General features: G+C 70.0%; 5 protein-coding genes. All 5 read right to left on the bottom strand.

Annotated features, from left to right (window positions below; translation table 11 throughout):
- Positions 1–103 precede the first annotated feature (103 nt).
- Positions 104–3,883: a CDP-glycerol glycerophosphotransferase family protein gene (locus tag AC5RUW_RS16210; protein WP_494161619.1), complete on the bottom strand. Its 3,780-nt coding sequence runs from the start codon at positions 3,881–3,883 to the stop codon at positions 104–106.
- Positions 3,884–3,933: 50 nt separating this feature from the next.
- On the bottom strand, positions 3,934–4,650 hold the full coding sequence (locus tag AC5RUW_RS16205; protein ID WP_494161618.1) for a phosphocholine cytidylyltransferase family protein: 717 nt from the start codon (positions 4,648–4,650) through the stop codon (positions 3,934–3,936).
- Positions 4,651–4,835: 185 nt separating this feature from the next.
- Entirely contained in the window at positions 4,836–8,378 is a 3,543-nt protein-coding gene (locus tag AC5RUW_RS16200) for a CDP-glycerol glycerophosphotransferase family protein (protein WP_494161617.1), read from the bottom strand.
- Positions 8,379–11,051: a bifunctional glycosyltransferase/CDP-glycerol:glycerophosphate glycerophosphotransferase gene (locus AC5RUW_RS16195; protein WP_494161616.1), complete on the bottom strand. Its 2,673-nt coding sequence runs from the start codon at positions 11,049–11,051 to the stop codon at positions 8,379–8,381.
- Positions 11,044–14,130: a bifunctional glycosyltransferase/CDP-glycerol:glycerophosphate glycerophosphotransferase gene (locus AC5RUW_RS16190; protein ID WP_494161615.1), complete on the bottom strand. Its 3,087-nt coding sequence runs from the start codon at positions 14,128–14,130 to the stop codon at positions 11,044–11,046. The genes AC5RUW_RS16195 and AC5RUW_RS16190 overlap by 8 nt, the downstream gene beginning before the upstream one ends.
- Positions 14,131–14,166: the final 36 nt, after the last annotated feature.

The raw sequence follows: 14,166 nt of genomic DNA, 5'->3' as shown, positions 1-14,166 counted from the left end.
GACGATACGAGTGTGGTAACCCATATCGAACCGGAGACCCTCGCCTATTTAACTCTTGCCACGCCGTTCACAACCTCCGTAAGAGCTACACCTAGCCGCGCCTCTACAGCGCCACGGCCGCGAACCGGGCCAGGGCGTCCTTCTGGTAGACCTCATAATCGAAGGGCTCCTGCGGGATGGTCCCTTCCAGGAAACGGCGCATGCCGCCGGCGAGACCTTCCACCCCGTCCTCCACCAGGAGTCCATACCCGTCCTTGAGCACGCTGCGCGGCCCCACCACGTCGGTCGAGATGACCGGCAGCCTGAGGATCAGCGCCTCGAGGACGGCCAGGCCCTGTCCTTCGTATTCGGATGAGAAGACGAAGCAGTCCGCCCGTTTCAGGGCCGGAAACGGATTCGCCCGGTGACCTGCCAGCATGACCTTTTCGGTCAGCCCCAGCTGGCAGACCAGCGCGATCAGTGACTGGTGCAGCGGACCGTCGCCCAGGATCGCCAACCGTGTCTGCGGATGGTCCGCGTTCACTGCGGCGAATGCCTTGATCAGCCGGACATGTCCCTTTTCCGGGGAAAGGCGCCCCGCCGTCACGAAGAGGGGCCCGCCCGCCGCCGCAAAGGCGGCAATATCCGCATCCAGGGCCTCATCTGCCAGCCGGACTGTCTCATCGGGATTGATGAGGTTGTTGCAGAACGTGAAGGACTCAGGGTCCAGCCTGAACCTGCCGGCAAGGCTGCGGGCGTTCTCCTCGGCGACGCTCTCGGTGACCGAGGCCAGGGAATCGAACCGCCGGTACAACCGGAAGTTGCCTTCCAGGTATTCGAACCGGGTCCGCCATTCCCGGTGCATATCGTTGTGAAGCCAGACCGTTTTCCGGGCCCCAGGCGGCGCGCAGCCCAGCAGCGCCGTCCAGAATCTGGCGTATCCCTCGAAGCAGATCACCGAATCAAAGCGGCCGGCGCCAAAAACCCGGCGGAACTCACGGGCGAAGGCCCGGTCGATCACGGCCCACATCTCCTCGGAGTCCACGTCGTGCTGGGAGTTGAATTTGTCGATGACCCACCGTTCCTCCGGCGTCAGCACGTGCGCTCCCACCCGGCCCAGCACCCGAACATGGTCCGGGTTCCCGGCGAACTTCTCCAGCCTTTCCGGGCGCGATGCCAGGGCTTCGGGATCCACGACCACGTAGACGTTGTTCTCGTCCGTGTCGATGTGGGAGGTCAGGTTCAGATAGGAGGTGGTGATGCCGTTTGGCAGGAAGGAGCCCTGAAACATCAGCACATTGCGGCGGTTGTCGGTCCGGTTCGGCAGGTCGTCCGCAGTGCTGCCGAAAAAGAAGAACTCGAGCACCCGCTGCGAGGCCGCCCCGTCCTCCCGGGGGCAGAACTTTTCACGTGCCCCGGTATGGCCCATCGGCAGGACAGCGTGCTGCGCCGAGGCAAGCAGGGGTTCCACCGCCTCAAGCACCTCCGGGAGCGAGCGGCACACCGTCCCCGGCATTTCCTCCAGGTCAAAGTAGAGCCCCCGCTGTTCCCGGTAGTCCTCCAGATCGTAGGCGTAGTGGATGATGGGGCGGCCCGTGGGGATGAAGTCGAAGAAGATGCTGGAGTAGTCGGTGATCAGCAGGTCCACCACGGCCAGCAGGTCGTTCGTGTCGATGTCGGCGGGCACGGCGTGCCGCTGCAGGGCCGTGCCCGCGCCCGGGCCTGTCATCGTGTGACCCCGGTACAGCAGATGCCAGTTCCCCCCGGCCAGGGCGCCGACGTCACGCCGAAGCCGTTCCTCGTCCACGGCGCGGCTGGCCAGGGAACCGCGCCAGGTCGGGGCGTAAAGAACCACCTTCCGCCCGGGCGGGACATTGAGTCTCCGCCGCAGCCTGGCCTTCTCCTCCGCCGACGTGCCGATGACGGCATCGATGCGCGGGTAGCCCGTCAGGGCGATCCTCCCGGCGAACAGGCCCGCGACGTCGTATCTGTCGATCAGGCAGTCCGCGGTGAACCGGTTGGGGGCAATCATGTGCGTTGCGTGCAGGAAGTTCCGTGCGGCGTTCCGATGCTCCAGCACCCCTCCCCGGATGTCCCGGCCCAGGGTTTTCAGCGGCGTGCCGTGCCAGGTGTTGAGGTACTGCTGGCCCTCACGGCGGATGAAGTAAGGCGGGAAGGTGTTGTCGTTGACAAGGTACTCCGCGCTGGCCAGGTAGCGCAGGTACAGATCGCTGTCCCGGGCCACGAAGACAAAGTCCGACCGCCCGGCGAACTCAGCGGGAATGTGCTCACGGTTGTTGAGCACCCAGATGTGGCGGAAACCGTGGAACCGGATGTCGCCCAGCACGGCGCGGCACAGATGCAGCGGGTTGCCGCCCACGACCGCCCCGTGGCTGCTTTCATACAGGATCGCGCCGCGCCGCAGCGGCAGTGTCTCAAGGTACTCCGTGTAGGGCATGATCTGGCGATGCTGTTTCTTGTGCATGTACGGCACAGTGTCGACGCCGTAGGGCCGCTTGAACTGCCGCGTCTCCAGGAACGCTGCGCACGCTTCGCGATGCCGGCCCAGCCCCATCAAGGCGCGTCCCAGCCTGAACCACCGGTCCGGGTTGTACTGCTCCGTCCGTTCCACCGCCGCCTGATAGGCCGCGGCCGCGACCCGGGGAAAGCCGGCCGCCTCGGCCCGCAGCCCGACCCGGTGGCAGAGATCCGCAGACTGGGCCGCCTGCGCATCCGCAAGGTTCCGCTCCAGTGCCTGTTCGAGGTTCGTGTCGTTCCGGGCTGCCGCTGCCGCGGCGACCGCAGCCGCACCGTCGTGCGCAGCGGCGGGGGCAGCGGCGGGGGCAGGGTCCTTGCAGGAAAGGAGGAAAGCGATGCAGGCTTCGCGGTGGCGGCCCTGCAGATACAGGACGTAACCGAGCCGGTACTTCCAGTAGGCGTGTTCGTCCCCGGGGCTGTGCAGGGCGCGTGAGTAGGCGGCCTCGGCCCTAGCCGGGTTCCCCAGCCGCTCCCATGACAGCCCCAGCCGCCAGTACAGCCTCTCGGCGGAGGGATCGACGGCGGCGCCAGCCTCAAGGGCTTCGACGGCGCCGGCCCAGTCGTAGCTCTTTTGGCGTGCCACGCCCAACCGGTAACAGAGCTCCACCGAGCGGTGCGTGCTGTCCTGCCGGCGGGCGTAGTGCTCAGCGGCGAGCCGCCACCTGCCTGCGGCCTGGAAATAGGCTCCCACGCCCAGCGCCCGGATTTCCTCGGACTCTTCGTTGGCGAGGGCCCGCCCGTAGCAGCGGTCCGCTCCCGCCCGGTCGCCGCCCTCCTCCCGCGCCCAGCCTTCCCTGAACGCCAGCCGGACTGAGTTTGGCAGAAGCCGGGAAGCCAGGGCGTAGGCCTCGGCGGCCTCGTTCCACCGTCCCATCCGCAGCCGGGCATCGCCCAGGCGGGCGGCCCAGTCCGGATCCCCGGCACATGCGGCCGAACCTTCCTCAAGGACCTCGATCAGCTGCCAGGTCGGCACCTTGGCCTTGAGTGCCTGCTCGAGGCGGGCTTTCGCAAGGGCGGCTTCGCAGGCGGCGAGCCGGTGCCGCCACCGTTCATTGGCGGCCAGATTCAGGGCCCGGCGGTACCTGTCAGCCGCCTCGACGTAGCGTTTGCGGCGTTCGAGGACGAACCCGAGGCGGTACTGCCAATCCGCCTGGGCAGGGTCCAGCCGGGTGGCATGCTCCAGCACGGGCAGGGCTTCGTCGAGGCGGCCCGCCCGGAACAGCGTGTGGCCGAGGCGGAAGACCACCCGCGGGTTGTCTTCCTCCCCGAGCCGCCTGAGGCGTTCGTAGCTTGCCGCTGCCGCGGACCACGCCTCCCGGTGTTCCATCCTCCGGGCGTGGGCGTACAGCGCCTGCCATCCGATCATTGATTCCCCCATGAGACCCAAGCGTGCATGGTGATGTGAGACCGCGGCTATCAGGCGCTGACCCGGCGGTGCCCGAGCATTTCCTCGTTGGCGCGTACCAGGTCTTCGGCGAAGTCCACTTCCACTGCGTAGAAGCTGCTGATATCGACCGGCAGGTACCTCGCCCCGTCTTCGGCGATGGCCAGTTCGATGCCTCCCTCGAAATACTCCTGGTCATGCACCTGGGCCAGGCGTTCAATGAGGGCCGCCTTGTCGGCCGAGGACACGTAGTTGATTCCCACGGCTTCGCCCAGAGGGTTTTGCACCTGTTTGGAGAGCTCCAGGATGAAGCCGTCCTCACCAACTGTGTATTTCACTTCCTCGTCGGAGACGGAGGACGTGTCGACGGCGATAAACGACTGATCGGAATCGATCCACCGCTGCAGATATCCCAGCATCCGCGGGTCGAAGACAACATCGCCGTTCATCCACAGCACCCCGCCCTCGTATGAGTTCCGCAGGGCTTTCAGGAGGCTCTTGGAGGTATTGGTCCGGTCGAAGTGCTCGTTGTAGACAAAGGAGGCGTCGGGCACATGCCCCATGACCTGCTCCAGCTGGTAGCCCACCACAACGGTGAGGTGCAGCTTCGGGCCGAAGGCCGACTCGAGGTTTTCCACCTGCTGGGCCATGATGCTTCGTCCGTCGTCGAGGCGGGTGAGCGGCTTGGGGTGCGGGCGCGCCAGCCGGGTCCCCATGCCGGCAGCCAGAATTATTGCTTGAACAGTCACGTCGCGTTCCTGTCGCTCGAGGGCGGATACTTGGTGAGCAGGACCGGAGCTCCCCGGCAGAGTGGGGATGGTAGCGCACGCATTACGGGCCTGCACCCGTGCCAAGTAATGGAAAAATACGCGTTTACGACGGCCCAAAAGGCGGTAAACATCGCGGGTCCGCACCCCGTTAAAGCGGGCTCCGGTTAGGCCCCGCTTCCGCTGCCGGGGACCCGGGTCTGAGCTTCCCAATACGAGAGCGCAGCGTAGGCTGCGTCGCCGCTCCCGCTGTCTGCATACCGGCACCGGAAGCGCCGATACAACGGCGTGTCGGCCGGGACCGCCGCTGCGGCCGCAGCCAGCGCGGCCGGCAGCTGCGCGGCATCCGTCAGGAGCGGCCCCGGAGCCTCCGCCCGGAAGTCGAAGTAGTAGCCCCTGGCCCGGGTCCGGTACTCCTCCTCGTCGGGCACCAGGAAGACCATCGGTTTTCCGGTCAGGCAGAAGTCGAACATTACGGACGAATAGTCGGTCACCAGGACGTCCGCGGCAAGGCAGAGAGCTCCGACATCCGGAAACCCGGTGACATCCAGGACGCCGGGACCGCCGGCCATGGGCGCCGAAAGGTGGTGTGCGCGGACCAAAACCACCCATCCCGGTTCCAGGGCTGCCTCGGGAAAGCCGGTGTGAAGGACCTCCGCCGGCCCGCCGCGGGCTCGGGGCCTGCGTTCCCGCCAGGTGGGCATGTACAGGACGACAGCTTGGTCCTCTCCGATTCCGAGCAGCTGCCTTGTCCTGCGCCGGACGTCGGACGCCCGTTCCGAAAGCAGGACGTCGTTGCGGGGGTAGCCTCGCGCCAGGACCGGGCCCGTATAGCGGAAGGCCGAGGCGAGCGTTTCCGCCCCGAAGGTCCCCTGAGCGAGCAGGAGGTCCCAGGATTGCGGCTCGCGTTGCAGGATGCGCCGATACGAAGGCGACAGGCCGGCAGCCGGGGTGTCGAAGCCGACTCTTTTCAGGGGCGTGCCGTGCCAGGTCTGCAGGTAGAACTGGCCCTGCCGTTTGCGGAAGAACGGCGGAAGCGTGTCGTTGCTGATCACCAGCCTTGATGTGGCCAGGGCATGGAACCACTCCGCGGAGTAGCGGAGCACGGGAATGGTTCCGGACGGCGCCGGGACCGCGAAGTCCACCACCGACCAGTAGCGCGGCCATTGCGGCTCCCGCTCGGCGAGCGCCTGAGCCAGCGGACGGAGGCTGTCACCTCCGTCCTTGCCGGCGAAGCTCTCGAAGAAGGCTGCGTCCTGCAGCGGCGCCTCGGAGGCCCCGTATGCTTCCACCGCGAGGCGACGGCGGCGCGGGCCCCGCTCCTGCGCCGGGTAGGGGCGCAGGAGTTTGAGCACGACGGCCGGTCCGGTGTCGATGATCCGGATCCGCAGCCTGGGGCCTGCTGCTTCGGGCAGGCGGGCCGCCAGCCCGGGCGCCGCAGCGACCGGGCAGGCGGCGCGGCCGGCTGTGAGCATCATCAGCCGGTAGTCTCCCCGTTCGGCGCAGACCCGCTCGCCGCCCCATGGCCGGCCGGCCAGATCGAAGTGCGCCTCGAACCTCCACCCCGTGGCCTCCGGGCGGCTGGCCACGACGCCTGGGTACGAGCTGCGGCGTCCTTCCAGGACCAGTCCGCCGTCGGCCGGATCGACGCTGGACCAGCCCTCCAGAGCCAGCGAGGTACCGTCGCCGGCGCACCGCCAGGTGCTCACCACGGCGCGCTCGCGGGCCGGATCGAGCTGGAGGAAGCCGAAGCCGTTGACGGAGGGTTTCAGGGGTTCATGTGCCATGCCGTGCAGTGAGTCCGAGGAGCCGGCCCACCCCACCGGATGGTTTCCGCCCTGCCCGTCGACGGCGCGGAACGAGAGGACCACGCCGGTGCCCGCCGGCCCGACCGCGTCCGGCGGGAGGACGCAGCCGAACCGCACGCTCTCCCCGGGACCGGCCCGAGGCTGGAGGGCCAGGCTCCGGCCATCGCCGTCCAGGGACACGGAGCGGATCCCCGGTGTTGGCAGGGACAGGGTGACCTCGGAACCGCGGACATCGACGGCATCAGCCAGCACCCGGTACCGGACCACGGCCAGGCGAAGCCCGCGGGTCCGGTCGAAGAGACCGACCACGCGTTCCTGCCCGACGACGGCCCCGACGTCGAGCCGCGCAGCCAGCACTTCGCCGTCCCGTTCCAGGATCCGCGCGGTGCGGCTGAAGCCGACCTGGCGGAGCGTGAGCACCAGGGCCCACTGGCGCCCACCGGCGGCCTCGGCGGCCTCGGCGCCCAGGATCCTGCCTGCGTCAATGACGATGGTGAAACCCGGACGCGCGCGCATCGCCCAGGCGTCCACGGACCGCTCCGCCGCATCCTGATCCGGCCGGGCGCTGACCGGCACCGGCATCTGATGGCCCGTCTCCGTACAGACAAGGGCGGCCGAAAGCGTCGGCTGTCCGACCTCGTCGCCCAGACCTTCGAGGTAGGCGTGGCCCCGGACCGTCAGCACGGGACCGTTCCACGCGTAGCCGGTCAGCCGGGCGTGCAGCCGCACGTCGGCCGGCCCCAGGCGAAGCAGCGCGTCAGGCAGGGGGCCGCGAAGCAGCGGCAGGTAGGTGGGCCGGCCCGACGGCGGTGACGGCGCGGGACCGGCTGCGCCCGCCGAGGGCGTCAGGGGCATCCCGGCGCCATGGTCCTGCAGATCCGCCAGGACCTCGAGAATGTCCTCCCGGCGCCCTTCGGCGCACAGAAGCAGGAGCACCCTTTCATGCAGCGGCGCATGGACATCGAGAAATCGCCCGAGCGCATGAAGCATGGCGCGGGCCGCCCGTGCCGCCAGGTCCACACACGCAGGGTCCTGCCCGCAAAGCCCGCGGCAGATCGCCTGCCATGAGTGGACCGGCAGGGCCGCGGCCCAGGCGGCCGCTGCCCGGTCCTGCGTGCCGGTGCACGTGATCCGCTGTGTCCGCCGCAGGAGCCGGGGCAGGGTGTCCATCGGCTCCTGCGCCGCACCGCCGGGCTCCTCCCCCGCCGGCCGCCCGGTCAGCCGGATGACCGGCGCGGTGCGGTACACGGCCAGGAGCAGCCGGTCGCATAGGTCCTCGACGGTCACGGGCGGTGCCGGCGACAGCCGGGCTGCCGCTTCGGTCCAGAGGTCGCGGCGCAGCACCTTGCACCACAGGCGCAGATCGCCGGAAGCTTCAAGGTAGTCGATGGCCGGCAGCTGAGGCGTGACGGCGTGCAGCCGGGCCAGCCGCAGGTCCCCTGAGGGCAGCGCCGTGCCGAACGCGGCGTCGGCGGCGGCGAGGTCGCGGATGACGTGCCCGAACGCCTCGGGGTGCAGCAGCGCACCGGCGGTGACCACGGCCACCCAGGCGCCCCGGACCTCGCCGCGGGCAGCTTCCCAGAAGGCTGCGGTCCCGGCCGCCCCGATGCGCCGAAGCCGGGCATCGTGCACGGCCGGCTCCAGGTGCGCGGGAACCAGGATCTCCAGCCGCACGCCGCGCTGGGCCAGGAGCGCCTGGAGGGTTCCCCCGGCCTGTTCGTCGTCTGCAGGCAGCAGCACCGTCAGCAGGGGCTCCCGCTGCCTGCCGGCGGTGTGTTCCCGCCCGTCGGCATGCCGGCCGCCGCGGGCAGCGCCTGCAACGCCGGAGAGCCCGCGGCCCAGCCTGCCGGCCGCGGCGCGCAGGCCGGGACCGAGCCGTCGGCGTTCTGCAGGCCTGCCCATTCAGGTGCTGAGCCTTCCGCCCGTGCCGGGCCTCAGCCGTTCCAGCTCCGCCGTCACGCGTGCGGCGGCGGCCTCGTCGCGGAAGGGAAAAGCCTCACGTCGCCGCTGCTCATAGACCGCCGCGTCCGCCCCGTGGTGGATGACTGCGCCCACGGCGTCCTCCGCGGTGGCGGTCACCGGTCCCAGCCCGTCGCGCCGGTAGTCGAAGTAGCCGCGCCGGTAGATATGGCCGCCCCCGTAGACGGCGTCCTCATCGAACTGCAGGTAGACCACCACGGCCCCGCCGTGCGCGGCGTCAAAGGCGATGGAGGAATAGTCCGTCAGCAGCAGCCGGGCGCGCACGAGCTGGCCCTGGACGCTGCCCTCATCGTAGGAGGTGAGCCGGACGTGCGGCGGAAGGTCGAGCAGCGGCACGACCGGTTCCAGTTCGGGATGGGGAAGCAGGACCAGGGTGTATCCATGGTCCCGGCAGTACCGGGCAAGCCGCTGGGAGCGCAGCACCTGAAGCCAGGTCCGTCCGAAGTCCGTGTCCTGGAAGGCGAGCCGTTGTTCCTCCGGATCCGCGATGCCCGCCAGGGTGTCCCTCAGGTCTTCCCGCCAGGTCGGGGCGATGAGGAGGTTCCCGCGCTGCTCCGGCGGGTGCTGCGCCGCCAGCCGAAGCAGTGAATCGTGGCGGGGGAAACCGGTCAGCTTCACTTCCTGGCCCGTGAGCACATACTCGGTGTCGTCTCCCACGATGGAGGCGTGTTCGGCGGTGGTGGCGGTGAACATCAGGGCGATGTCCTTCTGGTTCAGCCAGCGGGACAGATCGTCCTTGATGACCCCGTGCTGCAGGAAAACGAACCGGGCGTTCGAAGTGCCGAAGCGACGTCGCCCGATCGGATCGTAGATGTTGGCATTGAGGTGGCTGGACAGGACGAAGTCGGCGTTCAGCACCAGCCGCACGGCCTCGGCGGACCCGTAGGGCACCAGCCGGAACCCTTCCCGCTCCAGTCTCCCCCAGTCCCGGCTGTCCCGTGCCAGCAGGAACCAGGCATTGATGTCCGGCCGGAAACGCTGCAGGTGCCGATACAGGTGCTCGGCGTTGTCATCCGCCCGGTCCACCCGATCCATAAGCACCCACGCGTTCCGGTAACGTGCCGAAACCCTGCTGCGGGCGGCGCTGCGGGCCACGGCTGCGTCGCGGGACCGGTCCAGCAGGCGGCGGGCGGGGTCCCGGAACCGCCGGGCGATGACGCCGGCCAGGATCGCAGCGGTCGGCTGCCCGGACAGCAGGCGCCGCACCTGGATCCGATCCTGCACCGCCCTCCCCCGGCCGGACTGTGCGCCGCCGGGCTGCGTTGCCAGAAGGAAGTCCTGCTGCTGCTCGGGCCGCCGGCCGGTCCACAGCGGCACGCCGCGGTCCGTGGTCGGCGGGGCGGCAACGCCGTCGAGCACGAACTCCAGACGCCCCCGGGCGGGGAGGACAAGGATCCGCTCACGGATCAGGACCCGCCCGAGGACCCGGTGGGCCCGGACCTTCGCGGCGGCCGGAACCACCGGCCGCCCGTCCAGGAAGATCTTCTCCTCCGGCATGGCGCCGGTGAAAAGGTACGAGTACCGGGTGGTGCCCCGGTCCGTGTCGGTACCCCACTGCTGCACGGGCGGAGGTCCGTCCTGACGGCGGCGGTAGTGCAGCTTGAGGATGTTGTGGAAGACCCATCCCTGGCTCACGACACTGAAACTGTCGATGACCTCGTCGTCAATGAGATCCACGATGCGCTCGAGCCACCGGTGCATGGACTCCTGTTGCTCCGGTGTCGCCCCGGCGGTTCGGCTGTGCATCCGCTTGTCGTCAATGTAGAACCAGACCAGGTCGTACAGCACCATGTACTGGGTCCACGCCGGCAGCCGGCCCAACCGGTCGCGAACAGCCTCGAGCAGGCCCAGATAGCCCAGCTGCGGCAGCTCGTCGTAGGCCCTCGGATCCGCCCATGCCCCGGCGACAAGCGAGGCCCCGACGCGCCGGTTCCGGCGGTAGAGGTACCAGGCGTCGGCGATTATGCCGAGCACCGGCGAGTCCACCGCGGCCAGGTAGCGGCCGATCAGGTGCGAGTCCTCGAACTTCGGCCGCAGGCGCTCCTCGAAGCGCAGGTTGTGCCCGGCCAGGACGCTGCGCTTCAGGAACGCTGTGGGCCCGTGCAGCTGGATGAATTCGGGGTTGGCCTCCAGGTCCACCAGCAGGTTGCCCTGCCGGAACTTGCGCCCAAGCGGGTGGCGGTGGGAGAGCCGGGCCGAGCCGTCCTGGAACTGGACCAGCCGCGTCGCCAGCATCCGCGCCGAGCTGTTGCGGTCGGCCTCGAGGAAGGCTGCGACGTTCGAAAAGTAGCTCGGGTGAAGGATGTCGTCCGGATCGCAGAACGTCACCCATTCGCCCACGGCGTGTTCCAGCCCTGCATTCCGGGCCGCTCCCGGCCCTGCATTGGCCTGGCGCAGCAGCCGGATCCCCGCCCCGGTCCGGGTGCTCCAATCGCTGATGATCTGCGCGGAGTCGTCGGTGGAGCCGTCGTCGACCATCACGATGTCCAGTTCGGCCAGCGGATAGCGCTGGCGCAGCAGCGACTCGAGGAACGGCGGCAGATATTCGGCGACGTTGTAGACCGCCACCACGAGCGAAAAGCGGCACTCAGCCATGGACATCTCCCACCCGGGCCCGGCGGGGCCCGCTTCGTTCGCCTGCCTCCAGCAGGGCGAGGGCTGCGGCCTCCGAGGCCCGTCCGACGTCCGGCGCATACGCGGCGCGGAACTCCCCCAGCCGCCGGTCAGGTGCCCGCCGTGCCGTGACGGCCGCGGCGAGTTCCGCGGTGGTCCGCACCAGCGGCCCGGGCAACGTGGCGGCCGGGTCGAGGTAGAAGCCCCGCACGCCGGCGTACCTGTCGAGGTCCGGTGCGAGGAAGTACATGGGCCGGTCCAGCAGCGCGTAGTCGAACAGCGCCGAGGAATAGTCGGTGATCAGGGCGTCGCTGGCCAGGTACAGGTCCGTTGCCTCCGGGTAGTCCGTCACATCGAGGGCGGCGGGTCCCGCGGCATGGCGCGTTCCGGCGGTGTTGTGGTGTCCGCGGACCAGCACCGTGAAGCCAGGGCCCAGGAGCCGGACGGCCTGCCGCACGTCGAGGTGGCCGACCGCGCCGGAGCGCCCTGCGGCGTCGCGCACTTCCTGGCGCCAGGTCGGGGCGTACAGCAGGACCTGCTGCTCCGGCGGAATGCCCAACCGGGCCCGCACCCGGGCCCGAGTCCCGCCGTCGTCGCGCACCAACGCGTCGTTGCGGGGATAGCCGGCGGTGAGCACCGGACCGTCATAGCCCAGCGCGCGCGGCAATATGTCGGCCGCGTAGCTGCTTTGGGCCAGCAGCAGGTCCCACGAGGCAGCCTCACGGGACATGAGGTCCCGGTAGGACAGCGAGATGCCGGCCGCCGGGGCGTCCCGTCCCAGCCGTTTCAGCGGCGTTCCGTGCCAGGTCTGCAGATACACCTGGCCGTGGTTCTTGCGGAAGAACCAGGGGAAGTTGTTGTTGTTGACCAGCCGGCGGACCGTGGCCAGCCGTTCGAACCACTCCCGGCTGCCCTGGATGAGGGGTACCGCGTAATCGGGGACGGGCACCGATCGGTCGCTGACGGACCAGTACAGCGGCTCGTCGAAGCCCGCGGCTGCAAGGTGGTCGGAAATCGCGCGGGGATTGTCGCTGCAGCTCTTGCCGCCGTAGCTTTCGAAGAGGATGCCGGCGGCCAGCTCTCCGCGCCTCCGCTCGGCGAAGTGCCGGCGGCGGGAGTACTGCCGCCACAGGGGTGCCTCATCCGGGGCGAGCGGGGCGGACACCGCGACGGCGAGCGCACCGGACGCGGTCCGGAACGGTCGCACCCGGACCGAGGCCAGCAACAGCGGGCGCAGCCCGGCGGCCGCCTCCTCGGGTATGTGGACGGCCGGGTCTCCGGCCGCGGCGGCGCCCCGCCCGGTCCGGGTCCGCAGCGTGTAGGTGCCGGCGGGCGCGGCAAGCTCCTGGCCCCACGAGTCCAGACGCATCCGCACGTTGAGGCGGCTCACCGTCCCGTCGGGGTGCCGGGCGACGACGGCGGCGGGCAGGGCGGCGCGGGCGGTCACCAGCGCGAAGGCCTCCCCGCTGATGCCGGCCGGCAGGTCCAGGGTCAGCACGTCGTCCCGGGCGGTGGCTGCAGCTTTCCCTGCCCCCGTGGCCGGGGGCAGCCGCAGGATGGTCTGGACCGTGCACGTGCCGACGCCGAGCGTCAGCAGCAGATCGCCCGGAAGCGGCCGGGGCACGCGGACGGAGAACCCGGCGTCGGCGTGGCTGCCGGTCCGGTCCGGAGCCAGGAGGTCGATGTCCGGGTCGATGTGCCGTCGGACCTCCAGCTCTGCGGGCGGCTCCTGCCCCTCCCGCACGGGCGGCTGCACACGGAGCCGGACGGCGTTGCCGCCCGGGGCCAGCCCCGCCAGGTAGGCGTAGCCGGTGACGGTCACCGCCTCGGGCTCGTGGTGGAGGTCAGTGATGCCGGTGACTGCGCGCAGCGCTCCGGGATCCGCCCTGAGCAGTGCCTGAGGCACCGGAACGGGCAGCGGGTACGGCAGCTCGGCGGTGAGCGCGATGCCGTGGATACTCAGCGCCGTGGCCGTGCCGTGGTTGATCCGCCCGACGAGCGCCGTGCGCAGCGCGTCCCATTCCCCCCGCCGGGCCAGGTCCAGCAGCACCTTGACCTGGGCGTCCACCCCGGCGGTTCCGGCCAGCAGCTCTTCGGGCGCAAGGTCGGCCAGCCCGGCGGCGAGGACGGCCCGGTACTCCGGGTCCGCGTCCGCCGCCTGCTCCAGGTACGGCAGCAGGTCCGCGTCGAGGAGCCGTCGTCGCCAGGCGGCCAGGACCGGAGCGCCAGCCTCGCTGCCGAGGAGGCGGCTGACCGCCGTAGCGGCGGCAAGGCGGTCCCGCAGGTCCGCCGCCAGGTGCTTTTCCTGCGTGATGGAGGAACCATCCGGCCGAATCCGCCAGTGGTACACCTGCTCCGGGAGCAGGTCGAAACCTCGCGCCCGCAGGAAGGCGCGGGCCGTGGGCTCCTGGTCCTCATAGCGGACGCCCTCGGGCATCGGCCCTACGGCGCAATCCCAGAAGCTGCGGCGAAACACCTTGTTCCAGAGGAAGACGTCGTGGATGGCCTCCGGCACTTCCGTCAGGGTGGTGCGGAGCCGGCGGGCCCGGTGAAGGTCATCGGCCAGGTGCACCGCCACCCGTGCCCGGCCCCGCAGGCGGCACCAGGAGCCGGCGCTGAAGTCGGACCCCGACGCCGCGAGGGAATCCATGAGCAGGCGGTACGCGTCGGAGGGAACGACGTCGTCGCCGTCTGCGAAGGCGAGGAAGGCCCCGGACGCGGCGCGGATACCCGCATTCCGGGCCCTGCCGTTGCCGCCGTGGGGCAGGGTGAGCACACGCACCCGCCGGTCGCGCCGGGCGTATCCGCGCGCGATGGAGGCCGTGCCGTCGGTGGAGCCGTCATCGACGACCAGCACCTGCAGGTTGCGGTAGGACTGGGCGACGACGCCGGCCAGGCACCGGTCCAGGTAGGGCTCGACGTTGTGGACCGGAATGATCACGCTGAGCAGGCCGTGGTCCCTTCCTGCGCGGGGGTGCAGGGCGCGGGCCAGTCCGGCGCGGCGCGCCGGGTGCAGGGACTGCACGTGGCGGGCTGCGAAGCTGCGCAGCCCCCCGTTCATGGGCGGAAGGGTGGCCAGGAACGGACGGTGGTCCCG

It is taken from the genome of Arthrobacter sp. Y3222053 (assembly GCF_059092805.1).
Note: the sequence above shows the minus strand (reverse complement) of the source record. Positions and strands in the feature narration are given on the sequence as shown.